This window comes from Amphritea japonica ATCC BAA-1530 (assembly GCF_016592435.1).
Lineage (GTDB): Bacteria > Pseudomonadota > Gammaproteobacteria > Pseudomonadales > Balneatricaceae > Amphritea > Amphritea japonica.
In genome coordinates, this window is sequence record NZ_AP014545.1 from 87,546 (window position 1) to 112,210 (window position 24,665).

22 protein-coding genes are annotated in these 24,665 nt (G+C 49.3%); 7 read left to right on the forward strand and 15 right to left on the reverse strand.

What is annotated here, in order from left to right:
* The first annotated feature begins 2 nt into the window (after positions 1-2).
* Together AMJAP_RS00425 and AMJAP_RS00430 are read left to right on the forward strand one after the other, a co-directional pair.
* The gene (locus tag AMJAP_RS00425; protein ID WP_040404193.1) at positions 3-2,384 is read left to right on the forward strand and encodes an ABC transporter permease; all 2,382 of its coding nucleotides are present in this window, start codon (positions 3-5) and stop codon (positions 2,382-2,384) included.
* Positions 2,385-2,391: 7 nt separating this feature from the next.
* Positions 2,392-3,609 (forward strand): efflux RND transporter periplasmic adaptor subunit, encoded by a 1,218-nt coding sequence (locus AMJAP_RS00430; RefSeq protein ID WP_019621155.1) that lies wholly within the window; start codon positions 2,392-2,394, stop codon positions 3,607-3,609.
* Positions 3,610-3,639: 30 nt separating this feature from the next.
* On the opposite strand, the gene AMJAP_RS00435 is transcribed toward AMJAP_RS00430, so the two are convergent.
* The 4 genes from AMJAP_RS00435 to AMJAP_RS00450 all read right to left on the reverse strand — a co-directional run bounded on the left by AMJAP_RS00435 (position 3,640) and on the right by AMJAP_RS00450 (position 7,226).
* Entirely contained in the window at positions 3,640-5,247 is a 1,608-nt protein-coding gene (locus AMJAP_RS00435; protein ID WP_019621154.1) for an NAD(P)/FAD-dependent oxidoreductase, read from the reverse strand.
* A gap of 122 nt (positions 5,248-5,369) precedes the next feature.
* The gene (locus AMJAP_RS00440; protein WP_019621153.1) at positions 5,370-6,299 is read right to left on the reverse strand and encodes an MBL fold metallo-hydrolase; all 930 of its coding nucleotides are present in this window, start codon (positions 6,297-6,299) and stop codon (positions 5,370-5,372) included.
* A gap of 123 nt (positions 6,300-6,422) precedes the next feature.
* On the reverse strand, positions 6,423-6,620 hold the full coding sequence (locus AMJAP_RS00445; RefSeq protein ID WP_019621152.1) for a hypothetical protein: 198 nt from the start codon (positions 6,618-6,620) through the stop codon (positions 6,423-6,425).
* Positions 6,621-6,632: 12 nt separating this feature from the next.
* The gene (locus AMJAP_RS00450; protein WP_019621151.1) at positions 6,633-7,226 is read right to left on the reverse strand and encodes a helix-turn-helix domain-containing protein; all 594 of its coding nucleotides are present in this window, start codon (positions 7,224-7,226) and stop codon (positions 6,633-6,635) included.
* Between the two features lie 193 nt (positions 7,227-7,419).
* Between AMJAP_RS00450 and AMJAP_RS00455 the strand changes: the two genes are divergently transcribed.
* Positions 7,420-8,346: a YeeE/YedE thiosulfate transporter family protein gene (locus tag AMJAP_RS00455; protein WP_019621150.1), complete on the forward strand. Its 927-nt coding sequence runs from the start codon at positions 7,420-7,422 to the stop codon at positions 8,344-8,346.
* Positions 8,347-8,365: 19 nt separating this feature from the next.
* On the opposite strand, the gene AMJAP_RS00460 is transcribed toward AMJAP_RS00455, so the two are convergent.
* On the reverse strand, positions 8,366-10,030 hold the full coding sequence (locus AMJAP_RS00460; protein WP_019621149.1) for a formate--tetrahydrofolate ligase: 1,665 nt from the start codon (positions 10,028-10,030) through the stop codon (positions 8,366-8,368).
* 114 nt (positions 10,031-10,144) lie between these two features.
* Positions 10,145-11,341, reverse strand: coding sequence for a YbfB/YjiJ family MFS transporter (locus AMJAP_RS00465; RefSeq protein WP_019621148.1), 1,197 nt, complete (start codon positions 11,339-11,341; stop codon positions 10,145-10,147).
* A gap of 101 nt (positions 11,342-11,442) precedes the next feature.
* Between AMJAP_RS00465 and AMJAP_RS00470 the strand changes: the two genes are divergently transcribed.
* Both AMJAP_RS00470 and AMJAP_RS00475 read left to right on the forward strand, forming a co-directional pair.
* A complete protein-coding gene (locus AMJAP_RS00470) occupies positions 11,443-12,231 on the forward strand; it encodes an AraC family transcriptional regulator (RefSeq protein WP_019621147.1) in 789 nt (262 codons plus the stop codon).
* Positions 12,232-12,315: 84 nt separating this feature from the next.
* Positions 12,316-12,522 carry a hypothetical protein gene (locus tag AMJAP_RS00475; RefSeq protein WP_019621146.1) on the forward strand — a complete coding sequence of 69 codons (207 nt, stop codon included), beginning with the start codon at positions 12,316-12,318 and terminating at the stop codon, positions 12,520-12,522.
* Positions 12,523-12,607: 85 nt separating this feature from the next.
* On the opposite strand, the gene AMJAP_RS00480 is transcribed toward AMJAP_RS00475, so the two are convergent.
* A complete protein-coding gene (locus AMJAP_RS00480; protein WP_019621145.1) occupies positions 12,608-13,192 on the reverse strand; it encodes a peroxidase-related enzyme in 585 nt (194 codons plus the stop codon).
* Between the two features lie 108 nt (positions 13,193-13,300).
* Between AMJAP_RS00480 and AMJAP_RS00485 the strand changes: the two genes are divergently transcribed.
* Positions 13,301-14,293 (forward strand): GlxA family transcriptional regulator, encoded by a 993-nt coding sequence (locus AMJAP_RS00485; RefSeq protein WP_019621144.1) that lies wholly within the window; start codon positions 13,301-13,303, stop codon positions 14,291-14,293.
* Between the two features lie 91 nt (positions 14,294-14,384).
* Here the strand turns inward: AMJAP_RS00485 and AMJAP_RS00490 are convergent, their stop codons facing one another.
* A complete protein-coding gene (locus tag AMJAP_RS00490) occupies positions 14,385-15,293 on the reverse strand; it encodes a LysR family transcriptional regulator (protein WP_169336944.1) in 909 nt (302 codons plus the stop codon).
* Between the two features lie 82 nt (positions 15,294-15,375).
* On the opposite strand from AMJAP_RS00490, the gene AMJAP_RS00495 reads away from it, so the two are divergent.
* Positions 15,376-16,206, forward strand: a complete 831-nt coding sequence (locus tag AMJAP_RS00495) for a phytanoyl-CoA dioxygenase family protein (protein WP_019621142.1) — start codon at positions 15,376-15,378, stop codon at positions 16,204-16,206.
* 139 nt (positions 16,207-16,345) lie between these two features.
* Here AMJAP_RS00495 and AMJAP_RS00500 read toward each other — a convergent pair whose 3' ends face one another.
* The 7 genes from AMJAP_RS00500 to AMJAP_RS00530 all read right to left on the reverse strand — a co-directional run bounded on the left by AMJAP_RS00500 (position 16,346) and on the right by AMJAP_RS00530 (position 24,622).
* Positions 16,346-17,023, reverse strand: coding sequence for an SDR family oxidoreductase (locus tag AMJAP_RS00500; protein ID WP_019621141.1), 678 nt, complete (start codon positions 17,021-17,023; stop codon positions 16,346-16,348).
* 117 nt (positions 17,024-17,140) lie between these two features.
* On the reverse strand, positions 17,141-17,695 hold the full coding sequence (locus AMJAP_RS00505) for a nuclear transport factor 2 family protein (RefSeq protein ID WP_019621140.1): 555 nt from the start codon (positions 17,693-17,695) through the stop codon (positions 17,141-17,143).
* Between the two features lie 81 nt (positions 17,696-17,776).
* Complete coding sequence (locus tag AMJAP_RS00510; RefSeq protein ID WP_019621139.1) at positions 17,777-18,256, reverse strand: universal stress protein; 480 nt, start codon at positions 18,254-18,256, stop codon at positions 17,777-17,779.
* A gap of 68 nt (positions 18,257-18,324) precedes the next feature.
* Positions 18,325-21,525: an NAD-glutamate dehydrogenase domain-containing protein gene (locus AMJAP_RS00515; protein WP_019621138.1), complete on the reverse strand. Its 3,201-nt coding sequence runs from the start codon at positions 21,523-21,525 to the stop codon at positions 18,325-18,327.
* Between the two features lie 233 nt (positions 21,526-21,758).
* Entirely contained in the window at positions 21,759-23,066 is a 1,308-nt protein-coding gene (locus AMJAP_RS00520; RefSeq protein ID WP_019621137.1) for a TRAP transporter large permease, read from the reverse strand.
* Entirely contained in the window at positions 23,066-23,584 is a 519-nt protein-coding gene (locus tag AMJAP_RS00525; protein WP_019621136.1) for a TRAP transporter small permease, read from the reverse strand. The genes AMJAP_RS00520 and AMJAP_RS00525 overlap by 1 nt, the downstream gene beginning before the upstream one ends.
* Positions 23,585-23,641: 57 nt before the next feature.
* Positions 23,642-24,622 carry a TRAP transporter substrate-binding protein gene (locus AMJAP_RS00530; protein WP_019621135.1) on the reverse strand — a complete coding sequence of 327 codons (981 nt, stop codon included), beginning with the start codon at positions 24,620-24,622 and terminating at the stop codon, positions 23,642-23,644.
* Between the last annotated feature and the right edge of the window lie 43 nt (positions 24,623-24,665).

Sequence of the window (24,665 nt, forward strand, 5' to 3'; positions counted from 1 at the left end):
TTATGCCTGCCCTAATAGGAATCTCACCGCTTAATCGTAAATTATTGCGAGACTTGTGGCGCATGAAGGGGCAGGTGATGGCGATTGCACTGGTGATCGCTCTGGGTGTACTGATGCTGGTGATGATGAATGGTTTAGTTCGGTCGCTTGAAGATACCCGAACGGCCTATTATGAGCGCCATCGACTTGCGCAGGTCTTTGCTCCTTTGCAGCGGGCTCCCCAGTCACTACTGGATCGGATAGCTGAATTAGAAGGTGTAACGGCAGTCGCAGGCAGGGTGACCGGCAGTGCGCTGATTAATATTCAGGGCCAGCCACTGCCGCTGAGCGCTCAGGCTGTATCGCTGCCTGATCGGGGAGAGGCCAGACTTAATGATATCTACCTTACGTCCGGAAGGCGTCCCGATCCCTCCCATGAGGATGAAATCATCCTGTTGCAGGATTTTGCCAGAGCCCATGGGTTGAATCCCGGTGATTCTTTGTCTGCAACAATGCACGGAGCCCGCAGAGCTTTCAGGATCGTTGGTTTGGCACAGGCTCCCGAATTTCTGTATTCAGCGGCTCCTGGAGAGTTTGTGCCCGATGATGCCCGGTTTGCGGTGATCTGGATGAGCCAATCGGCGCTGGCGGCCGTCTACGATATGAACGGTGCCTTCAATCAACTACTGCTGGGAGCCTCTGCAGACAGTTCCCTGCCTGCGATGCTCGATCGGGTCGATACTCTGCTGGAACCCTATGGGGGGTTGGGCGCCTATGGGTTGGCGGATCATGTGTCTAATCGTTTTATCGAAGAGGAGATCAGTGGTCTGAGGGTCTCCAGTCGTACGGTGCCGCCGGTGTTTCTGGCGGTGGCGGCCTTTCTGCTCAATATCGTTGTTTCCAGAATGATTCAGGCGGAGCGGGAGCAGATCGGTCTGCTGAAAGCGTTTGGCTACAGAGACGTTGAAATCACGCTACATTATATGAAGTTTGTTTTTGTTATCGCCGTTGGCGGGGCGCTGATCGGGTGCTTGCTGGGGGTGCTCTCCGGTAGAAGTCTGGCGCAGGTATATCAAAGCTATTACAAATTTCCTTTTCTGTTGTTTCAGGTTGATCCGATAACGTTTCTCATCGGGGTCCTGGTGAGTATTCTGGCCGCGGCAGCGGGTGGAATGGTGGTGTTGCAGTCTGTTTTTCGTCTCACCCCGGCGGTGGCGATGCAGCCACCGGCGCCCGCAGACTATAGTCGTTCTGCTGCGCTGGCTTCATTTCTAAAGCGCTTTCTGGACCCGCCGGGGCGGATGGTTGCCCGGCGGCTACTGCGCCAGCCCGGCAGGGCTGCAGGTGGAGTGATCGGCATAGCAGCAGGTATGTCGCTGGCGGTGGCGATGCTCAATGTAATGAGTGCTTTTGACCGAACGCTGGAATTGAGTTTTAGTCTGATCGATCGGAGTGATCTATCGGTAAGTTTCGTTGAGCCGCTATCTGACAAGGTTTTGTATGAATTACAGAGCATCGATGGTGTTATAGAGGTGGAGCCGGTCCGCACCGTTGCTGTTCTGTTCAGCAATGGGCAGCACAGCTACCGCGGAGCGGTTACCGGGTTACCTCCAGCTGCCAGACTTAACCGGGCGCTGGATGTTCGACAGCAAGCGATCCCGCTGCGTACAGAGGGCGTTGTGCTGGCTGTCGCGCTGGCGGATATTCTCCAGGTGAACCCGGGAGATATGTTGAGTCTGGATGTCAGAGAGGGGCGTCAACCGCAGCTACAGGTGCCGGTGACGGGGGTGGCAGATTCATTAATTGGTTCGCCTGCTTATATGGCACTGGATAGCCTTAATCGTGTGCTGCGCGAACCGCATCGGGTATCAGGGGCCTATCTGCGTATCGACAGTGCAAAGCAGGATGCAATTTATAGGCAGATTAAATTGTTACCAGCGATTGCTGGGGTGAGTCTTAAGCAGGAGGCCCGGGAGGCGTTTCAGACGCTGATTGACACCAGCGCTGGCGCGGTGCGCTATCTGATGGCGGCCATCGCCGGGGTGATTACTTTTGGTATCGTCTATAACAGTGCGCGTATCGCTTTTGCTGAGCGGGCCCGGGACCTTGCCAGTCTCAGAGTCATAGGTTTTACCCGTGGGGAAACAGCGTTTGTGCTGTTGGCTGAGCTGAGTATTATTACGTTACTGGCGTTACCGTTGGGCGGACTGCTCGGATATTTTTTGGTGTTTGCGATATCTGAAGGCTTCAGTACCGATCTTTACCGGGTATCGGCGGTGTTTGTGCCGCAAAGCTATGGCATAGCGGCGCTGGCGGTGATTATCGCGGCACTGTTGTCCGGCTGGTTGGTAAAGCGAGATATCGACCGGATAGATCTGGTTTCAGCTTTGAAAGTGAGGGAGTAGAGACGTTATGGCATCAAAACGGTCGGGACACTGGTTATTACTGGGTTGTGTTGCTGTTATCGTGTTGCTGTTGGTCTGGGCGTTTATGCCACGACCACTGCTGGTGGATGTTGGTGCTGTCCAGCGGGGGGCAATGCATGAAACCATCGACGATGAGGGTAAAACACAGGTGCGGGATGCCTATGTTGTCTCAACGCCGGTTACCGGAAGGCTATTACGTATCGATGTTGAGCCGGGTGACCGGGTTGTTCAGAATAAAACGGTAATAGCCCGTATGCTGCCATCCAACCCTGTGGCACTGGATAGCCGCAGTCGTGAACAGGCCCGTGCCGCTGTTTCATCTGCGGAAGCGGCGGTACGACTGGCCCGGGCAGAGCTGAATAAAGCGATGGCTGATACCGAATTAAGCAGTGCAGAACTTGCGCGTATCAGTGATCTTCAAAAACGCGGAGCGATCAGTGTATCTGCTTTGGATCAGGCTAAGCGGACTTCTCGAGCGACCAGCGCCCAGCTGGATATGGCAAAAGCCGCTATTTCAATGCGTCAGGCGGATCTGGCAACCGCCCGGTCACAGCTGATTACCTTTGTTCCGGGGCAGACCGATAACAGTGCAGCAGGCTCTGACGTGATCAACATACTGGCACCGCACTCCGGTAGTATTCTGCGGGTGCTACAGGAAAGTGAAACGACGCTGCCGGCTGGGCAGGCTATTTTGGAGATTGGTGATATCAACGAAGCCCTGGAAGTGGTTGTAGAACTGCTCTCTACCGATGCGGTAAAGGTAAAGGCGGGTAATAGGGTGATTATCGAAAACTGGGGCGGCGCGGATGCACTGAAGGGTGTCGTTGAGAAAGTTGAACCCTGGGGGTTTACTAAATTCTCCGCCCTGGGGGTCGAAGAGCAACGGGTTAAAACCACTATTCAGTTTGTGGGTGATATCGAACAGCGTGCCAGCCTTGGGCATGGCTTCAGAGTAGAGACTCGTATCGTTATCTGGGAGCAGTCTGACGCACTAATTGTTCCCTCCAGCGCTTTATTCCGGGAGGGCAGCCGTTGGGCGGTCTATGTGATTGAGTCGGGTGTGGCAGCGCTGAGGACTGTAGAGGTTGATCATAACAACGGTATCAGTGCTGAAGTCTTGGGCGGCCTCGAGGAGGGCGAGCAGATCGTGCTCTATCCCCCTGCAGAACTGACTGACGGGAGCAAGGTGAGCTCTCGCTCCTGAGTCAGTTCTCTGTATGAGAGCTTTTCGGCGTTACCCCTGCTGCTCGTTGATGCTCAGCGCAATCGCTTCGGCTATTTTAATACCGTCGATCGCTGCTGACATAATGCCACCGGCGTAACCTGCGCCTTCCCCTGCAGGGTATAAGCCCTGAGTGTTGATGCTCTGCATATCATGGCCTCGTTTAATCGAAACCGGAGAGGAGGTACGGGTTTCAACGCCAGTTAGTAGTGCATCGTCTTTGGCAAAGCCTTTGATTTTCTTGTTAAATTCAGGAATTGCTTCACGAATAGCTTCAATACAGAAATCGGGCAGAGCTTTCGATAGGTCGGTTAGTTTTATACCGGGCTTGAATGAAGGTTTAACGGTGCCGAGTGCTTCAGATGAACCGCCTTTAAGAAAATCGCCTACTTTCTGAGCTGGAGCATCGTAGTTTTCGCCTCCCATCAGATAGGCGTTACTTTCTAATTGCCGTTGAAGGTCGATACCGGCTAGTGGATTGCCGGGATAATCGGCAGGGTCGATTCCTACTACGATAGCGCTGTTGGCGTTACGTTCCTGACGGGAGTACTGGCTCATACCGTTGGTGACGACCCGACCCTCTTCAGAGGAGGCTGCAACTACGGTGCCACCAGGGCACATGCAAAAACTGTATACGGAACGACCGCTCTTGCAGTGATGCACCAGCTTATAATCCGCCGCACCAAGAATGGGGTTCCCTGCGTTCTTACCGAACCGGGCCTGATCGATCAGTGACTGTTCGTGTTCTATACGGAAACCGACCGAGAAGGGCTTGGCTTCCATATAAACATTCTTATCGAATAGCATCTGAAAGGTATCACGGGCGCTATGACCGATCGCGAGGGCGATATGCTTAGATTTTATCGTTTCGCCATTCGCCAGAGTTATGCCGGTGACCTGGCCCGCTTCGATATGCAGATCATCTACCCGGGCGCTAAAACGGATCTCTCCGCCCATTTCAATAATCTTAGCGCGCATTTTTTCGACCATCGATACCAGTCTGAAAGTACCAATATGCGGCTTGCTGACATACATAATCTCTTCCGGCGCGCCGGCTTCGACAAACTCGGTCAGAACTTTTCGACCATACTGCTTCGGGTCTTTAATCTGAGTCGATAACTTGCCGTCAGAGAAGGTGCCAGCGCCGCCTTCACCAAACTGTACGTTGGATTCCGGGTTTAATTTTTTCTCACGCCAGAAGCCAAAAGTGTCCTTAGTCCGATCTCGTACCGCTTTACCGCGTTCAATAATCAACGGCTTATAGCCCATCTGCGCCAGCACCAGACCTGCCAACAGTCCGCAGGGACCAAAGCCAATGACTAATGGGCGTTCCTGCAGATCGGTTGGTGCCTGAGCGACGAACTTATAAGTCATATCAGGCGTCAGGCGAATCGATTGATTGCCCGCGTGTTTTTCCAATACCGCTTCGTTAATGGTGGTGTCGATATCGAGGGTATAGATCAGGAAGATCGTGTTCTTCTTGCGGGCATCATAACCGCGCCGGCGTATCTCCACCGTGGTGAGCTGCTCTGTGGTGATGCCCAGAGTTGTTAAAATGGCGTCGGTGAAAGCCTGCTCGTCATGATCCAGCGGCAGTTTAATATTTGAAACACGTATCATCTGATAAAAACCCGAAAAAAGAGCGGGCTTAAACCGCTCTTGACGTTACTTAGTTATAGTAAAGCGGGCATTTTACTGTATTTCTGCGGTGGATGCCGAAGAGTTTGATTTAGCAGGCTGCACTACTTTTGGGTTTTACTTGCAGATGCAGGCTTGCGCATATATTTCCACTTCAGGCTGGAGTTTATCGCGCTCTCACCATGGGCGCGATGGGGCAATACCTTTAGAAGTTTTAGCTGTACCTCTTTTCTGTCATCTGACATTTCAGCAAACTGTTTCGCTTTCTCATCAAAGAATAGCAAGTAACTGCGTAGCTCAGTCAGGTCTTTGTTTACGGAGAGCTCTCCATGTCCTGGGACAATTGTTTTGGCGTTCAACGCACTTATCAGATCAAGTGTTTTAACCCAGCCAGCAACGTCTGAGGCGCTCATATTCGGGTGATAGTCATTGAATAAGACATCTCCGGCGAAGACTATTTGTTGTTTAGGCAGGTGCACAAATACACTGCCCTGAGTATGGGAGTGAGTGTGGAATATAATTTCGGGTTTTATACCGCCTAAATCGATAACCAGTTTGTCTTGGAAAGTCATATCTGGATAAGTAATACGGGTTCCTTGCGCCTGATCGGAGGTCAGTCCTGACCAGCCGTTATCAAGAATTTTTTGTGACCACTTCTTCATATACACATCAGCCATGTGATGAGAAATAATAGTTGCGCCTAATGCAGAAAAGTCAGCATTGCCAAAGGTGTGATCCGAATGAAAATGGGTATTTAAAACATAGCGAATAGGTTTGTCAGTGATTTCGCGAATCGCTTGAATAAATTCCTGTGCCCGCAGCGAAGAGATCTGTGTATCGATAACTAAAACCGATTTGTCGCCAATAATAATACCGGCATTCGCGCCATAGCTATTATTGGCCGAATAGTCCTCTGTGCCCAAAAAGACATAGGCGTTTTCTGACAGTTGGGTGAGTTTATTGGCGGCTTGTGCCGTTTGAATCCAAAGCAGGGTTGCTAGTATTACACATAGTTTTTTTATGAGTGTTTTCATTTCAGCACTTCCTCAATAAAGCAGATCGACGGCTTTATTTTTCAGCAGTACTTTATTTCAAACAACAATCTTCACAGGTGTTTTTAGGTGGAGTCAGCGACTGAACGAGATGATTCGAAAAAATCAGTCAGCCGATGTCATGCAGAGTGACGGCAGTACGCGGTTTTGCACGTTTTGATTTGCATCCTGAATAAACTGTCCGCTTGTTTGGATCAATGTTTCACCGAATTGGATAAAAACCGGTGTGAGAATCCAGACGGTTAATGCACTGCACAGAGCGGTCATTAATAATTTGTTAGTACAGAGTGTTGAGGTGGTCATCGAATAAATCTCCTAATCAATCAATTCATCAAAACGGTATATCCGAATAGGGGGGCGACTGCGGAAAACTTGTTCACTTACAAACTGGCTTTGTGACACTGTATAGACTGAACCTGCGTTAAAAACCGGTACCACGGAGGATTGGCTATAGCCGGAAGAACCATCATCAAAAATGACTGGGGCGACGTAATCAACACGGGCAATTTCTCCACTGTAGATTCCTATATCCCCCACGGGCACCATGTACCTTTCGTAAAAGTCATCGCCGACAAAATGGCGTATTAGCGCTCCTTTCATATCGTTGCGGCTGGATTTGAAATGCTCAGCATAGCCGTCTGACACTTCGATGATTTTGGTGCCGGGTATAGTGATGGTTGCTCGGCCAAATGCAGATCGAACCATGCGGGTTGCCGCCATTAAGGCGCTATCTTCTTTGGTGAGGAACAGGTCGCGTAAGCGTTTTTGAATGGCCAGTGATGGCGTGTCTTTACCTCGCTCCCAGCGTGAGATGGTAGTTTGGTCGACACTTAGCAGATAGGCCAGAGCATCTTGCTTCAGCCCGTTATCTTTGCGATATGTCTGTATTAAAAAAGGCCAGTCACTCATCGGAAACCTACCCATTGCACTGCTTGTGAGTTTTAGACATTACAGGATTCAATCAGAGGATAAAGTATCCTTTAGACGCAAGTTTCGTATGGGTATTTGGTTTGCCTGTTTGGCTAAACCGATCTTAATGTTCACTTTTCAGCTAAAAATCAGTCTGGGCTATTATGGTTAAAGCTTATAAAGGTGAAAAATAATGGTTTTCTTTCTTGGCGCGCTATTGTTGGCTGTTCTGCTGGGTTATCTGGCTCAAAGCACGGGCCTGTGCATGGTACGGGGTATAAAAGAGTGGCTGGGCGGGAATCCGATGTTTATGCTGGCCATTCTTTTATCGGGCGTGTGGGCCTGGGTGGCAGCATCTACTGCTATCTTTATGGGCGGCAGTCTTCCGTTTAAAGTCTATGAGGCCAATGGCTGGTTTGCTTTGGGAGGTTTACTGTTTGGGTTAGGCACGGCTTTTAATCAGGGCTGTGGCGTATCGACGCTGAGCAAACTATCACGCGGGCATTTGCAGATGCTGGCAACCTTGGCTGGTTGGATTATTGGCTGGTGTGCGTTGGCGAATGCAGAACTAGATACCGCCGCTACTGAATTACCCGCACCATCAACACTTACTTATGTTGCCCTTGCTAGTTTGTCTGTCGCGATTACTGTCTGGGCTTTACTGGGTGACAGATTACGTAAAGGGCTTTGGCTTGGCATGATGGGAATAGGTCTTCTTGCTAGTTTTCTTTTCTTGTATGAGCCTGGTTGGACGCCCAGTGGTCTGCTACATGATCTGAGCGCTGCAGCTTTGCATGGTGAAAGTACAAGGTGGCCGCTACTACCAAGATACTATCTGCTTCTCGCGTTGCTTGGCGGCATGATTCTCGCGGCTTGGCGGATCAAACAGTTTGAATTCAGATTCCCACGCTGGAACGTCTGGTTGATTCACTTGCTGGCGGGTATTTTGATGGGGCTGGGTGCAGCCCTGGCAATGGGAGGCAATGACTCGCAGCTATTGCTAGCCCTGCCCGCATTTTCTCCGTCCGGTTTTGTCACCGTCATAGCGATGCTGATCGGTATCGCCCTGGGGGTGAATCTCTACGACAGACTCCGGCTGGATGAGGGGAAATGTGCTTAACTATTGCTATCTGCTGTCGTCATTCAAGCCCTTCGATGACACCGTTTTTGAGTAGTTGAATACCATTGGCGGCGGGCTCTTTTGGTAGTCCGGGCATACGCATGATCTTACCGGTCAGGATGACCAGAAACCCCGCCCCTGCATTAATTTGAATCGACCTAACGGTCACTTCAAAGTCCCGTGGTCTGCCGTGTAGTTCCGGGTCATCTGACAGTGAGCTGGGGGCTTTGGCGATACACACTGGCAGATGAGTTAACCCAAGTTGTTGGACTAACTTGAGGTCTTTTTCGGCATCTTTTGTAAATGCGACATCGTCTGCGCCATACATTGATTTGCAGACTGCCCGGACCTTCTCCAATACCGTTAAATCCAGATCATACAGCGGCTTAAAGGGTGCGTTCTGAGTCACCGACCGGATGACCGCTTTGGCCAGTTCGATAGCCCCTTTACCACCATCGGCATGGTGGGTTGTTTCCGCAAAGGCGACATCATGCGCCGCGCAACGCTCTCGAATGATCGCTATTTCAGCATCGGTATCGGTGGCAAACCGATTCAGCGCTACGACGGGTTGTTTATTAAAAATCGCAACACTTTCAATGTGTTTATCCAGATTCCCCAGCCCTTGTTGTACCGCTACAAGATCTTCTGTTTCCAAATTGTTTTTCAATTTACCGCCGTGCATTTTCAATGCCCGTACGGTGGTGACCAAAACCACGGCATCAGGGTCCAGATTAGCTGTGCGGCACTTGATATCGAAGAACTTCTCGGCACCCAAATCAAAGCCGAAACCGGCTTCAGTGATAGTCCAGTCGGCGTATTGCATCGCCATTCGGGTGGCGATAACGCTATTACAACCATGGGCGATATTGGCGAAAGGGCCTCCATGAACAAAGGCTGGTGTGCCTTCAAAGCTTTGTACCAGGTTTGGTTGAAGCGCATCCCGCAGAAGGGCCATCATCGCGCCGGTAATTTTGAGCTGAGCAGCATAGACGGGTTCACTTGCGTAGGTATAGCCAATTAGCGTGCGATCCAGGCGCCGCTTCAGGTCTTCAGCATCTTCAGCAAGGCAGAGCATCGCCATGACTTCAGAGGCGGCGGTAATATCGAAGCCTCCTTCCCGCGGAATCCCCTGCATTTTTCCGCCGAGGCCGAGGACAATGTTACGCAGACTTCGGTCGTTCATATCCATCACCCGTCGCCAGACGATCTGTCGGGGGTCGATACCCAGGTCATTGCCTTGATAGATGTGATTATCGATGGCGGCGGATACCAGATTATTAGCACTGGTGATGGCATGAAAATCACCGGTAAAGTGAAGATTGATCCGGTCGGCGGGCATTATCTGACTATAGCCTCCACCAGTCGCGCCCCCTTTCATGCCTAAACAAGGCCCGAGTGACGGCTCGCGTAGTGCCATACATACTGATTCATTCAACTGTGAAAATGCTTGAGCCAGCCCGATCGTTGTGGTGGTTTTACCTTCACCGGAGGGGGTCGGTGTCGTAGCAGAAACCAGAATTAGCTTGCCTGGCTTTTGTTTGTTCTGGGTTAGCGCTTTTAGGTCTATCTTGGCGATATCCCGACCAAAAGGGTGAAGGTGGTCACTATTTATGCCCAGTCTTTCACTGATTTCGGTGATAGGCAGGGGGCTGAACTGTAGAGCGATCTCGACATCTGTGGCCATAACAGGCTCCTAAGTGATCAGTTATTTCGCTACGATTCATTAAACATGGGAATAAACAGGGCCAGAGTCAATTTATTTAGTGATTTTATTCTCTGATGTTAAGTGCTTTAGCTGTTACGTTTGATGGCTTAACGGTGCAGAGGCCAGCCCTGCGTGGTGTTGAATACGCTGGGCGACGATTAAGGCAATACTGCCGGTTAGCATTATTGCCAGCGTCAGCATCAGGCCGTTATTAAAGTTACCGTAGTACTCCGCCATATAGCCCACGATAGCGGGAGCGATGACCTGAGCAATACCGTAACTGAAGGTCAGCCGACTCATCGGTTTGGATGGGTTGTCAGGGAATAAACGGCCTACCATCGACAGCATCATACTGACGATGCCGATAAAACTGGCGCCATAGATCAGTGCGCTGAGGATGACGGCCGCTAAATCCTGACTAAGCAGTAGAATCAGAATGCTCAGGGCATTGAGGATGTAGGCAATAAACAGCGCTTGCCACTGGCCGGTGGTGTTGATGATTTTATCCCATAGGGCGCTAGCGGGAGCGCAACTTATCCCGGCAACCAGCCAGATCATCCAGCCTTGTCCGGCTAATGCTTCGATGCTCTCGGCAATCGTAATCAGGAAGGTAGCGGAGATAACATAACCGGCCCCAGCGCAGAAGTAGGCAAGTTGTAGCACCGGCATAAAGCTTGAAGGAAGAGCGCTGTGTTTAGTGCAGTGTTTCGCCAGAGGCTGCTCAACACTAAAATCAGGCAGCCAGAACCATACGGGTATGATCAGCACTAAGGTCACGCCGCTATAAACCAGCCACTGCTGGTCCCAGCTGAATATATCTTTGATGATAACCGCAAGAATCGCCGTGATAACGATGCCGATGCCCAGGCCTGAAAAGAAGATGCCCAACTCCGCTTTATGGTTACGTTTCATGAGCCAGTGCATCAGTAAACCACCGCCAAGCAACATACCGGCAGCGCTGCTCAAGCCCGACAGGTAACGCAACAGATACCAGACGGGCTCTAGTGTTGTCAGCGCCATTGCCATGCTGGTTAATACAGCGGTTATCAGTCCTATTTTGAACAGGCGGGCTTTTAACGCCAGGCTGTGGATAAAAGAGATCAGCAGTGCGCCACTGAGATACCCCGCGTAATTAGCGGCAGCCAGATAGCCAGCGACTGACTCACTCATGCCGGTGCCCCGGGCCATTTCCGGTATCATCGGCGTATAAGCAAAACGGGCGATGCCGATGGTGGCGACGACCCCTAGAACGCAGGTGAGTAGCATTCGGAATTTACTAATATCGGGCATACTCAGGTCTCAGGTTTGTGGAGATTTGTAGATTAACGGGTGAGGTGTTTGTTATCTTTCTATAAAATGACAAAATATATATAAAACCAGACAGATGGCTTATGACATCCAACTCTACAAATGAACTCAGCCTGTTGGCGATGAAGTCTTTGCCCCGAGAGCTTTATGTACGACAGGAAGTGATGCCCGCAGGTCACTTTTTCCCGCCCCATCGACATGATTGGCATCAGTTGTTGTACGCTGTTTCTGGTGTGCTGGTGGTGGATCTGATCGGTGAGCGATATTTTATCCCACCGGAACAAGCGATCTGGTTGCCCGGTGGTTGCCAGCACAGTGTATATAGCGGGTATGGTGCTGATCTGAAAAGCCTCTATATCGAATCCAGCTATCAGGGCCTCGCTGCAGATAGTGCTTCAGTGTTACAAATCACATCGTTAATGCGGGAGCTTATCCTGGCGGCGGCGGATATCGAGGTTGAGTATCCGTTACAAGGCTATGAGAATGATTTGGTGCAGTTGCTGCTCCAGTCTCTGAGCCGTTTGGAAAGGAATGACCAACACCTTCCCTGGCCGGTAAGCGGTGATCTGATTAGTCTTTGTAATCAACTCTATGAGCAGCCAGACAGCAGCGATACGTCTGAACAGTTAGCAGACTCGCTGGCAGTGTCGTTGCGGACACTGGACCGCCGCTTTCGCCGGGAAACCGGTATGTCACTGAAACAGTGGCGCCAGCAGTTACGGTTGATGCAGGCGATAGAATTGTTGAATACGGGGCAGAATATTACCTCGATCGCCTTAGAGCTTGGCTATAGTTCCGCGTCTCCTTTTATCTATATGTTCAGGGAGAAATTTGGTATTAGTCCAGCGCAATACAGAAAGCACAGCCGGTAGGGAGTGAATGCATATCTCCAACAATCGTCCTTGTGTTACTGTTTTAGCCGAATTATATAGCGTTAGTTTTTGAGGGATACTGAGTTGAAAAAGTTTGAGCTGAATCTGGATGCGGTTATTGTTATCGTACTGCTGTTTGTTATATCGCTGGGTGTGAATTATGTTCTTTATCGTGCTTATTCAACAGAGGCTAAGGCGAATGTCAGGCTGGAAATTCAGGCTCAGGTTGATCAGCTGAATTTAGCGTCGATGCAGGCGTATATTGATAAACACCAAGCGTCTGAAAACTGACAGAGTCAGGTTATATTAGCAAAAGCTCTCTAGTTGCTTTGAAAGATCATGAACACGTCCATGTGCTACATTTCAATGGATCAGATTAAGCCTTTGGCTCGCGTGCCATTGTGTAAAATTCCTTGTTGGCTTGCATGTTAGTCACGATAGCCATTCTATTGGATAATCCGAAGAAAGCCGTTATGCCCGTGATGTCTAAAATATCTTCGTCGTCATAGCCATGCGTTTTGAGCAGGTCATAATCTTCGCTTGCTATAAGTTCAGGAGAGCGTGAGAGTTTCAAAGCAAAGGTCAGCATCGCTTTTTGCTTTTCACTGATAGGCGCATGAAGATAGTTAATGGCGATCTGATCCGCTAGCAACGGCGCTTTAGCGAAGACGCGAAGCAGAGCTCCATGCGCTACTACGCAGTACTGACAACCGTTAGCGGCACTGGTTGCAACGATAATCATCTCTTTTTCAGCCGGGCTTAGGGTACTGCCTTCGCGCTCCATAATGGCATCATGATAAATGAAGAAGGCTCTAAATTCGGCGGGTCGATGGGCCAGCGTTAAAAAAACGTTGGGGATAAAACGTGCTTTTTCCTGCACTTCCAGAATACGAGAGAGAATATCTTCGGGTAAAGAATCCAGGTCCGGAACAGGGTAGCGACTGATGGGTAATTGGCTCATTTATGATCACCTTTGGCTTCATTTTAAATAACTCGTGAGTTAGTCTACCTATCACTAGCGACAAAAATGAGACACAAAGCAGTCAATTAGCGTGCAAATTAGGACAATATGTATCAAATACTCGGATTAGCATTTGATGGATGCCAGGCCTCTGGTCTGAGCTCCCCCTTTGATGTGTTTAATGTTACCAATACGATATGGAAACAACAGCGCGGAGAAGAAAGCGATCTATACCATTGTCAGCTGGCATCGCTCACAGGGGAGCCTGTCACCTGCTCTAATGGCATGCGCTTGCTGATGGATTCTTCCTTAGAAGACGCCCCTCAGGCGGACTTAATTGTGGTGCCTGGTATTCATCACATGGATGCGAAATCGCTACTTAAGAATCTGAAACTTCTCGATAAAGAAATTAACTGGTTGCAGCGCAGAGTTGAGCAAGGAGCAGTGATCGCTGCTAATTGTAGCGGGGTTTTTTTATTGGCTGAAACTGGGGGGCTGGATGGGCAAGAGGCAACGACAGGCTGGTGGCTTGGCGGGCTTTTCCGAAGCCGTTATCCCGGGGTTAACCATCGAGCTGATCAGCTACTTGTAAACAATGAAGGAACATACTGTACCGGTTCAATGACTGCAAATCTGGGGGTTATGTTGCAGATTGTTGAGCAGCAGGTGGGTAGGCAGTTAGCCCAGAATGCAGCGCGGACTATGTTAATCGATGCCTCGAAAAGCTACGCGTCACCGTACTTGTTCATGCAGGAGCAAACGGACCATCAAGACAGCCTGGTTCTGGCGGTTGAGAGTCAGTTACAAAGGGATATTTCTCAGAAGTTAAACATGGAAGCGTTGGCAAAGATGCATTCGGTCAGTTTGAGAACACTCTCGCGTCGGTTTAAAAAAGCTAATGGAATTAGTTTGTCCGACTACCATCAACGTATTCGACTTGAGCAAACTAAGTTGCTATTGGAGACAACTAGTCTCAGTATCGAACAGATTGTCGAAAGAGTAGGTTATAGCAGCCAGAGCTCTCTACGCCGATTATTTAATAAAGAACTGGGGCTCTCCCCCAGCAATTATCGACTTCAGCATAAGCAAGAAGCTGGATAATCCCAGCGCAGTTTTATTAAGTCGTGTACCTTCTTAAATATACTCAATTCTGAGAGGTCAATTCAGAGCTTCGTTATAGCGAAGGCACTGGCTATGGGCTGTCCAGTTCGTTACAAACCTCGACTATCTGCTCACGTAACCATTGATGGGCCTTCGAGTGGTGGGTCATTTTGTTCCAGTAGAGGCATAGCTCAAAACGACTAGTGAAGGGCGGATCTTTAATCAACATAGGCCCGCCAATCAGCTTTGCTAAGCGTTCTGGCAGCGTCATCACCAGATCGGTGCTGGCGATGGTCGGGATGAAGTTAGAGATACTCGGCAGGCGTAGAGCGACATTTAAATTCACCCCTTGAAGCTCCGGGGTGTCTAAATAAGTGGGTTTCCAACCCCCCTCATAATGAATCTCTAAATGCTTAGCCTCTATATACTCATCACGCCCGATCTCTTGCCTGGCCAATGAATGCTCTGCGGACATTAGACAAACATAGCGATCCTGAAAGAGCGCGCGTTTATAGAGAGCTTCGTAATCATGCATGACCGGCGAAAGCAGTAGATCGCACTGACCGCGTTGCAGCTGCTGATGACCACTGACATGGGACTGAATGAATGTCATTCGGATATTGGGAGCTAAACGGCTGATTCGTTGCACCAAATTCGGAACGATCACCTGTAATTCATACTGATTACAGGACAGCGTTATATCCAGCCTGGCACTTGCGGGCTCAAAGCTTTCTGGCTGGAGTAGCTCAGACATACCCCTGAGCAGGCTATCAATCTCAGGCATTATCTGATGACAGCGTTGAGTAGGGGACACGCCCCGGCCAGAGCGCACAAAAAGAGGGTCCTGCAGTGCTTCACGCATTTGGTCGAGCGTATAGCTTACGGTTGGTTGATTCTGTCCAAGCTCAATGGCCGCCGCCGTCAGGGAACCCAGCTCATAGATAAGCTTTAGGGTCTTGAGACTTTTGAAACTCAGCGCGCTGTAATCAAATTTTTCCATAATAGGTATCAGCATTATCGACTTAATCAATACTATTGTTAGCGCTATAGTCGGGTCAACAATAAATAAAAAGGAAGTCGACATGAGCCAGAGAGATCTAACAGAGGACGAGATTCGCCAGTATCAGCAAGATGGAGTTGTCTGTGTACGCAACGCTGTCGACCCTGAGTGGGTGGAGAAATTGATTGCCTTCGGAAAACATCAGCTCGACAACCCTGGGGAGCTTTGTAATGACGCTAATCCAGGGGCTGAAAAGGGGCGCATGTTTACCGACCGCTACCTTTGGCGTTCTAATGATCTGGTTTACCAATACGCCAAGAATTCTGGTTGCGCTCGTCTGTCAGCTCAAGCGATGCAGAGCCAAACCTCGCGTTTCTATTTTGATCATCTATTGATCAAGAAAGCAGAAACGGCGACCCCCACGCCCTGGCATCAGGATATACCCTACTGGCCATTCAGGGGTAAACAGATCGCATCGATCTGGCTGGCCCTGACGCCCGTAACGGTGGCAGGCAGCGGTCTGGAGTTCGTGAAAGGCTCGCATAAGGATGATGTGTTTTACTTGCCTGAAGCCTTTGGTGCCTCAGGAGTTAAAAAGAATACCTGGACGGGCACAGGAGAGGGAATTCCTTGTCCGGATATCGAAGCTGCCCGTGAAGACTACGACATTGCCGGTTTCGATCTTCAGCCTGGAGATGCGCTGCTGTTTTCGGCCTGGACCCTGCACGGTTCAGCAGGCAACCAGTCAACTACTCAGGATCGTATAGCATTCTCAACGCGCTGGTTGGGCGACGATGCAATCTGGGATCCCAGACCCGGTACTGACCCAAGTGTAAATCCGGAAGAGGTCCGTGTTAAGCCGGGCTGTTATCCAGCGGATAATGCCATATTTCCTGAGTTTTATACTGTTTAAGTGTTTGAATGAGGATGCTTGGGGGTAGTGAAAAAATCATTCTCTGAGAGAGGTGGTTAAGTCATCGATAGACAACTAATCGAACCCCCGGGCTAATTCTTATCAGCAGGCGTGAGGATGGCTTGCAACTTTGGCCTACTTACCAGGGAATGCTGCTACCGTCGTAATCAAAAAAACCTCTGCTCGTTTCAATACGAAGGGTAGGGTTAATCTGATCAACTATTTTTCGCATACCTGCAACGCTGGTTTCTAAGTCGATAGCTCCTTCTAGTCCTCCCATATCTGTTCTTACATGACCTGGATGCAGCAGCAGGCAACTGATTCCCTGAGCTTTATGGTCTTGCTCAAAACAGCGCACGGCCATATTGAGTGCTGTCTTTGATGAGCGGTAGGCATACGCTCCGACCCCATTCCCCGCGAGTGAAGACATCTTGCTGGTAGTGAAAGCAATTACTTTTCGTTGCGATAACATAACGTTCTCAGATAAGGCTTCTGCGATACGGATAGGGGCGATACAGTTGATTTCAAATGACCGTAGCCAGTCCAGGTTATCAACCTGTTCGAGGGGCTGATTTTTATCCAGATAGACACCTGCGTTATTCCAGACAATATCAATAGGAACGCCCGCAAGTGATTGTTGCAAAGCTTTAATTGAGTCCGCATCGGTCAGATCAAGCGGCAAGGATTCAGCACCTTTAATCAGGGATTCATCGGGCGTGCGGCTGGTGGCTAAGACACGCCATCCGTCTTTAACGTATGATCGCGCCAGGGCAAGTCCGATACCCCGGTTAGCACCGGTAATTAATATAGTTGGCATCTGTTCCGGTTCCTTATCTGCAGAGAGTTGAGGGATTATCTAGGTTTTATTGCGTTAGAGTTAATGCTGTTTTAAAGGGGTTGTCAGTTCCTTAAATACGATTTTAATCCTGTGCACTCAGAGGCATTCTTTCTGAAAAAGAGGCTGCAGCGTTTTGTACAAGAGTTCGATATCCGGCATCGTTGTTTTTAGCTCAGATGAGAGCGCCCAGGGATAAGGCAGAGTATCAAACCAGCACAATATCTCAGTCTCTATGCCTTCAGGCAGGATCTGCATATCATCGATAGTGATCTTTAATTGACTGATCAGGCCTGAAGATTGCCCTTCGAAACGCCAATGGTAGTCCCCATAACCCAGTCGTAATGATCCGCTTGATTTCTCTGTCATACAAACCAGCCAGCGGCAACTGAGGTGATTTTGGTGCTGATGTTGATTAACCGAATTGGTGATACAGAGAGTGTAGATATTATCGTAGCTATTGTTGAAATCCTGAACCAGTGTACGGGTTATTTTATCCACACCTTGTACTTCAGCCGGAAACGATATGTTGTCGGTCTGCACATCCATTTTCAGCACTGCCTGCTCAGCAAATACTTTAGCCATAATGTGAGGCTTACTATTATCTTTAGCCTTTATATATTGGCTGATCAGGTTCTGATATCGCTTATTCATAATGCTTCTTCAGTTATATTTGTATTACGTCTCAACAATCGATGGACCTTAGGTCCTGGCTCTTAGAAAATTAGGTAACTCTTAGTTACGGGTCGGGATTACCATCACCGGTTGTGTTGCATATTTAATTACCTGTCGCGTAGTGCGGCTGCTGCGGCCAAAGCTGTTATGTGAGCCTATCAATATCAGGTCAGCATCAATCTTATTGGCCAGTTCGACAATAACATCGGAGCGATTACCTTCGCCGACCACCTGATCAATCTCTACCCCGGGGATCTCTTCAAGTTTCTCGATTTCGTCCTGATAGAATTTACGTACCCGCTCTTTCATATTCAGTTTAACTGTTTTCAAACCCTCATCGTGGACAGTTTTAATCAGGTCTTTAGGCAAATATTTCTGTATTAATACCTGACCGGTTTCACCAATAGGCTCCACCACATGTAGCATGATAATTCTGGCTTTATTCAGGCTGGCCATCTTGACCGCTTGCCGAAAAACCGGGCGCGTATGCTTACCCAGGGAAGTGGTATAAAGGATCGTTTTAATTTCAGGTAGAGACATGATGTACTCCTTACATCGCTGATGTTTATCAGCGAACAGTTATGGGTTAATGCCAAGGTTCTCGGAAGTTAGCGATCGTTTAATGATTCGAGAAGCTGATTAACTATGACCGTCATCATCGCCATGTTTATGCGGGGTTCTGATTTAATGTCACGAATCAAATCTGTCAGTTGTCCAAGGCCAACTGATTCTGAGGTGGCAGTGTTAAAATCGGTCAGGTTGCTTAATTCCGTATTGCTGTTTATCAGCTGAATAGCTTTTTCCTGAATACCGGTATCAAGGCTTTGAATCAGTGCCTGTCTGGCCTTACGATGCCATTTATCGATCGCCGGTAACTGGTCGATCGAACGCCGTAGCCAAAACAGCTCCAACTGAGTGTTAAGGGCAAAAAAAGCCGCTGCAGCAAAGCTAAGATGACAACCGGTCATTGCTGAAATTTTGGCGATATCAAAGCCGTAGTAGAGAAATTCTAGCGCCTCGACTTTGGCTTGGGTGACGCGTTGGGGTGGAGTGACTGTGTCACTATCATCCCGATCGCGCTGATTAAGCTGGTTCTTGTGTAGTTGTTCACTGGTATGGCCTACAGCCTGTTTGAAGTGCGCAATAATCGCCGCTGTTGTCATCGACCAGTCTGCATTCTTTAGCAACCAGTGAGTCGCTTTTTCAAGCGGATGGTGAATCCTCAGCTGTAGTGACATCTGCTGCTCGTTAGTGATCTGAAATCCTAATTGATCGATCTCTTTTACTATGTCTGAAATACCCAGCGCTTCGCGAGCCACGGTGTAAGAGCGGATCCATTGGCCACAGTTTGTTCTGACCTCTTCCAACAACAAAATGCTGAAGGTCGAACCCATGCGATTCATGACCTGATTGGTCAGTTGCGCGGCGAGTATTTCCCTGCGCAGCGGGTGTGCGGCAATCTCTTTGCGATACTGCTGTTGTAGCAGGGACGGGAAATAACTAAGCAGCTCAGCTGCGATCTGGTCGTCGTCGATAAGGTCGGTAGCAATCAATTTTTCGAATAAACGACTTTTACTATAGGCCAGCAAAACCGCTATTTCGGGTCGGGTAAGTCCTTCCTTGTTGGCGATACGTCGTTCAATCTCGGCATCATCGGGCAGCTGCTCTAACTGTCGGTCGAGCCGTCCCTCACGTTCCAGTAATTGAATCAGTTGCGCATGTTTGGCGATAAATAGAGGCGCGGTCTGATTCGATTGGCTGAGCATCTTGCTTTGTCGGTAGTTGTTAAGCAGTACCAGCGCTGAGACGTCATCGGTCATCTGATCCAGTAGTTGATCGCGTTCAGCGGCATCCATACGGCCGGACTCAATCATTGGATTCAGCAGGATCTTGATATTGACCTCGTGGTCGGAGCAGTCGACTCCGGCAGAGTTGTCCACAGCATCGGTATTAATCAGACCTCCCTTACGCGCAAACTCGATACGTGCGGATTGAGTAAGGCCCAGATTACCGCCTTCAACGACTACTTTTGCACCTAGTTCAAGAGCCGTTACCCGCAGGGCATCACTAGCCCGGTCGCCGACATCCTGATCCCGTTCATGGCTGGCGCGAACGTAAGTACCTATTCCACCATTCCACAGTAGGTCAGTATCGGCTCGCAGGATGGCCCGGATCAATTCATCGGGGCTGAGTTGCTCAATCTCTTCAGCTAACCCCAGACGTTGTCGCATAGGTGTCGATAGTGGGATTTTCTTCGCTGTGCGTGAAAATACTCCGCCCCCTTGTGATATGAGTGCTGGATTGTAATTACTCCAGGATGAACGTGGCAGTTTGAACAGCCGCAATCGCTCATTAAATGACAGTTTAGGGGTAGGGTTGGGGTCTATAAAAATATGACGGTGATTGAAGGCCGCGACCAGACGGATCTGGTTCGACAGCAGCATACCGTTACCGAATACATCCCCCGACATATCGCCGATACCGGCGACGGTAAACGGCGTAGTCTGGGCATCATGCCCCAGCTCTTTAAATAGCCGTTTGGTCGACTCCCAGGCACCACGGGCGGTGATACCCATTTTTTTATGGTCATAACCCTGCGATCCACCGGAGGCGAATGCATCACCCAGCCAGAATCCCTGCTCACAGGCGATAGCATTGGCGGTGTCAGAAAAGGTTGCGGTACCTTTGTCCGCAGCCACCACCAGATAAGCGTCGTCATCATCATAGCGGATGACATCTTTGGGCGGTTGGGTACAACCATCAATACGGTTATCTGTCAGATCAAGCAGCGCACGGATATAAGACGAATAGGCATGACGAACCTGCTCCATTCTCTGCTCAGGGTCGGTGCCGTCCTCAAGGGTTTTACAAACAAAACCACCTTTAGCTCCTGTCGGTACGATAACCGCATTTTTAACCATCTGAGCTTTTACAAGCCCCAGTACTTCGGTGCGATAATCCTCCATCCGTTCTGACCAGCGCAGTCCTCCTCGGGCAACTTTTCCTCCGCGCAGGTGTACTCCTTCAACTTCCGGACTGAAGACAAAAATCTCATAAGCCGGTGCCGGTTTTGGCATCAGTGCGATTTTTGCAGGTAGTAGCTTAAAGGCCAGACAGCGTGAACTATCGTGCCAGATCTCCTCGCAGAAAAAGTTACTTCGTACCATCGCTTCGATCACCTCAATGAAGCTGTTGAGGATACGATCATCATCGATAGATTCGACCACATCGATATGGCAGTTCAGGGTCGTGCGAATATCACTCAGTTGCTGTTCTGAGGCCTGTTTTTCAGGGTTGAACTTACGGATAAAGAGTTCAGCAATCTGTGTCGCAATCTTTGGATGTCGACATAAGGTGGACTCCATTGAGGACAGGCTGAAAGGCAGATTGATCTGTAACAGGTAGCGGGCAACGGATCGGAACAGAACACAGGTACGCAGCTCGAATCCACACAAGGTAATAAGCTTATTAAAGCCATCGTTGTCGACGGCTCTGTTGGCAATAGCTAACAGGGTTTCAGAAAACTGACACTGCATCGATTCTGATAGCAGTAACTGCTGGGCTTGCGGTCGCAGCGTCAGCCTGACCTGCCATGCTTTATCTTCAGTCTGGCTTTCAGACGTTAGCACATCAACACCCAGGTTTTCGATCATGGGTAGCAGGTCTGATAGTGCGATCAGATTGCCACTACCCATAACCGAAAAATCAATACTCTGTTGTGACGGAAAGGCTTCACTAAAGCTGCAGCGATGGATGAGTGAAGGGCCTGTTTCGGTCTTATTTTTGTTCTTATCAAGTTGCGCTTTCATGACCTGTTTAACCTCTTAAAGGGTGATCAAACCCGGATGTATCTCTGTCAGTTTTCGATTTGAATCCGTGTGTGCCAGATTCGGTTATGCTCAGTGCTAGTCGTTTTTGTCAGACAGCTGTCCTCCTTGCTTTGTGTAAAGCGCAGGAGGCAGGGTTAATTAGTGAGACTGTTTAGTTAATAGAGATTTAAAGCTGAGAGCCGTAACATTCCATCGCAGCGGCCCTCTTTAATTCATCGTTGGCTCATGGACATCGGTAAGTGGGTGACGATCTCCGGGAATATATAGATCAATATCACGGCAAACAAAATCAGCAGAAAAAACGGCAATGCAGCGCGGGCCACATACAGGATGTTCTTACCGGTTAGTGATTGAATGACGAAAAGATTGAAACCGACCGGGGGTGTAATCTGAGACATCTCGACTACAAGAACGATGTAGATACCGAACCAGAGCAAATCGATACCCGCCTGCTGCACCATTGGCAGTACAACGGCAACGGTTAGTACGACCACCGAGATTCCATCCAGGAAACAGCCCAGTGCGACGAATAGCACTGTCAGGTAAATCAGCAGAAGACCTGGAGAAAGTGACATATGCCCGATCCACTCAGCCAACGCTCGGGGAATCCCAAGGAAACCCATTGCCAGAGTGAGAAAGTGAGCGCCCGCCAGAATCATACCGATCATGCAGGAGCTTTTAACTGCACCGGTGAGGCTTTCACCGAAGCTGGATTTATCCAGCGAACCGGTGACGGCAGCCAGAAACAATGCACCGACAACGCCCAGAGCAGCTGCTTCAGTTGGCGTGGTTAAACCACCATATATTGAGCCCAGTACAAACCCGATCAGGCCCATTATCGGCAACAATAGGCGTAGCGCTTTTATCTTTTCAGCAAAAGAGACATGGGTTTTATCGTGCTTAGGCAGCTCGTCTTTATTCAACAGGGCCCAGATAGCGGTATAGCCCATAAACAGAGTTACCAGTAACAACCCGGGTAGTGCGCCGGCGATGAACAGACGTCCGATAGACACCTCGGCGGCAACGCCATAAACGATCAGGATAATCGATGGTGGAATCAGCAACCCGAGGGTGCCAGAACCGGCCAGTGTACCCACTGCCATACGATCACTGTATCCCTGTGCTTTCAGCTCGGGCAAAGTCATACGGCCGATGGTTGCGGCAGTTGCAGCGGAAGAGCCCGAAACCGCGGCAAAAATGCCACAGCTTAATACGTTTACATGGAGCAGCTTGCCAGGCAAACCACTTAACCAGGGTGATAGCCCTTTGAAAAGGTCTTCAGAAAGCCGGGTGCGAAACAGAACCTCACCCATCCAGATAAATAATGGCAGAGCAGTCAGGGACCAGGAGGTGCTGGCACCCCAGGTTGAGGTCGCAAAGAGCAAACCGATCTGATCGTTACCCGACAGAAGCAGGCCCAATACACCTACACCAAACAGAGCCAGTGAAACCCAGACACCCAGGGCCAGCATGAGCAGCATAAATACAGCCAGGGAAACGCCAATAATTGTAGTATCCATCAGATTTCCTCCAGATGAAGCTCGCCTTCATGGGCTTTATAAGAAGGGGTATGGCGTTTAATCAGAGCGATAACGTCATCCAGGACGGCAATATTTAACACCACAATGCCCAGTGCAACAGGCACCTGAGGCATCCAGATCGGGATTGATACATAGCCGGAGGAGACCTCTTCAAAAATATAAGATTCCCAGACCATATGGATTGAGTAGAAAGACATAAAGCTGACTAGCAGCAGTGCAAAAAACAGTACTAGTAACTCTTGAATGTAGCGTGAGCCGCGAGTCCAGTGCTGGATAACCAGAGTAACCCGGATATGTCCGCCTTCACGAAAGGTATAAGCAAGGCCAAAAAAGGTAGAGGCGGCCAAAGCGTAACCGGAAAAATCTTCAGCTGAAGGTACAATAAAGCCAAACAACCGACCGACAATTTGTGCGGTAATGATTAACGTAATCAGGACAATACAGAACCCCGACAAGTACCCTGATGCCAGATAAAGCTTATCGAGTAGTGAGCGCATAATAATAAACCTCTTAAATGGGCCCTGCTGGATCAGCAGGACCTGTTGCGACGAATATTACTGATTGAAGTTAGATAGTATTGCTTCAACTTCAGGTGCTTCTGCTTTCCATTCCTCGATCATGGTGGCACCGATCTTATTCAGCTCAGCCATCAGCTCTGCAGAAGGTTCTGACACAACGATGCCTTTTTCAGCCAGCGTCTTAGTATCTTCCTGTGCTTTTCCTCGAACGCCTGCCCATCCTTTCACTTCGGCATTGGCTGCCGCTGCAAGAATCACTTGTTGGGTTTTCTTATCGAGACGCATGAAAGAACGCTTATTTACTACTACGACGTTTTTAGGAATCCAGGCACGGACATCGGTGTAGTGGCTCAGGTAATCCCAGGCCTGACCGTTAACGCCGGTTGAAGGGGATGTAATCATCGCATCGATAATACCGGTGCTGAATGCCTGAGGAATTTCTGGTACCTGAACGGTGGTAGGAGATGTATTCATCAGATCAGCCAGACGTGAAGTTGAAGGGCTGTAGGCGCGCATTTTTGAGCCTTTCAGATCTGCTAAAGTATTAACGGGTGCTTTGGTGTACAGGCTCTGAGCAGGCCATGCCACGGTATACAGCAACATCATGCCCTCTTTGTTAAGTTGCTTTTCAACTTCAGGCTTGGCTGCATTCCAGAGTTTTTCTGCACTGTCATAAGTCGTGGCTAAGAACGGAATGTTGTCGTGTTTGAAGACCGGATGGGTGTTCCCCATGATGCCGATAAATACTTCACCCAGCTGTACCTGGCCTGTTTTTACAGCACGAGGAATTTCAGGGTGTTTGATCAGCGAAGCGCCGGAATGAACAGTAATGTCCAGATCTCCTGCGGTATTGCTTTTTATCTCTTCAGCAAACTGGTGAGCGATCTGAGTAGGGAGGTTAGCATCACCATAAGGCGTAGGCATATGCCACTGAGTCTCTGCTAAAGCGCTGCCTGCTGATCCCAGTGTCAGTAGGGATGCTAGCAGGGCAGCGGTTTTCTTAGGTACAAATTTCATTATTATTCTCCAGATCAATGGTTTGTTAGCGATACCAAAGGCA

What these genes read in the sequence shown, in the direction of transcription:
- AMJAP_RS00505 (WP_019621140.1), bottom strand. Translation starts at nt 17,695, where the DNA reads ATGAATAAGCGATATCAGAACCTGATCAGCCAATATATAAAGGCTAAA.
- AMJAP_RS00465 (WP_019621148.1), bottom strand. Translation starts at nt 11,341, where the DNA reads ATGCCCGATATTAGTAAATTCCGAATGCTACTCACCTGCGTTCTAGGG.
- AMJAP_RS00510 (WP_019621139.1), bottom strand. Translation starts at nt 18,256, where the DNA reads ATGTCTCTACCTGAAATTAAAACGATCCTTTATACCACTTCCCTGGGT.
- AMJAP_RS00440 (WP_019621153.1), bottom strand. Translation starts at nt 6,299, where the DNA reads ATGAAAACACTCATAAAAAAACTATGTGTAATACTAGCAACCCTGCTT.
- AMJAP_RS00425 (WP_040404193.1), top strand. Translation starts at nt 3, where the DNA reads ATGCCTGCCCTAATAGGAATCTCACCGCTTAATCGTAAATTATTGCGA.
- AMJAP_RS00435 (WP_019621154.1), bottom strand. Translation starts at nt 5,247, where the DNA reads ATGATACGTGTTTCAAATATTAAACTGCCGCTGGATCATGACGAGCAG.
- AMJAP_RS00520 (WP_019621137.1), bottom strand. Translation starts at nt 23,066, where the DNA reads ATGGATACTACAATTATTGGCGTTTCCCTGGCTGTATTTATGCTGCTC.
- AMJAP_RS00430 (WP_019621155.1), top strand. Translation starts at nt 2,392, where the DNA reads ATGGCATCAAAACGGTCGGGACACTGGTTATTACTGGGTTGTGTTGCT.
- AMJAP_RS00445 (WP_019621152.1), bottom strand. Translation starts at nt 6,620, where the DNA reads ATGACCACCTCAACACTCTGTACTAACAAATTATTAATGACCGCTCTG.
- AMJAP_RS00455 (WP_019621150.1), top strand. Translation starts at nt 7,420, where the DNA reads ATGGTTTTCTTTCTTGGCGCGCTATTGTTGGCTGTTCTGCTGGGTTAT.
- AMJAP_RS00470 (WP_019621147.1), top strand. Translation starts at nt 11,443, where the DNA reads ATGACATCCAACTCTACAAATGAACTCAGCCTGTTGGCGATGAAGTCT.
- AMJAP_RS00500 (WP_019621141.1), bottom strand. Translation starts at nt 17,023, where the DNA reads ATGCCAACTATATTAATTACCGGTGCTAACCGGGGTATCGGACTTGCC.
- AMJAP_RS00480 (WP_019621145.1), bottom strand. Translation starts at nt 13,192, where the DNA reads ATGAGCCAATTACCCATCAGTCGCTACCCTGTTCCGGACCTGGATTCT.
- AMJAP_RS00525 (WP_019621136.1), bottom strand. Translation starts at nt 23,584, where the DNA reads ATGCGCTCACTACTCGATAAGCTTTATCTGGCATCAGGGTACTTGTCG.
- AMJAP_RS00490 (WP_169336944.1), bottom strand. Translation starts at nt 15,293, where the DNA reads ATGGAAAAATTTGATTACAGCGCGCTGAGTTTCAAAAGTCTCAAGACC.
- AMJAP_RS00460 (WP_019621149.1), bottom strand. Translation starts at nt 10,030, where the DNA reads ATGGCCACAGATGTCGAGATCGCTCTACAGTTCAGCCCCCTGCCTATC.
- AMJAP_RS00495 (WP_019621142.1), top strand. Translation starts at nt 15,376, where the DNA reads ATGAGCCAGAGAGATCTAACAGAGGACGAGATTCGCCAGTATCAGCAA.
- AMJAP_RS00515 (WP_019621138.1), bottom strand. Translation starts at nt 21,525, where the DNA reads ATGAAAGCGCAACTTGATAAGAACAAAAATAAGACCGAAACAGGCCCT.
- AMJAP_RS00485 (WP_019621144.1), top strand. Translation starts at nt 13,301, where the DNA reads ATGTATCAAATACTCGGATTAGCATTTGATGGATGCCAGGCCTCTGGT.
- AMJAP_RS00530 (WP_019621135.1), bottom strand. Translation starts at nt 24,622, where the DNA reads ATGAAATTTGTACCTAAGAAAACCGCTGCCCTGCTAGCATCCCTACTG.
- AMJAP_RS00450 (WP_019621151.1), bottom strand. Translation starts at nt 7,226, where the DNA reads ATGAGTGACTGGCCTTTTTTAATACAGACATATCGCAAAGATAACGGG.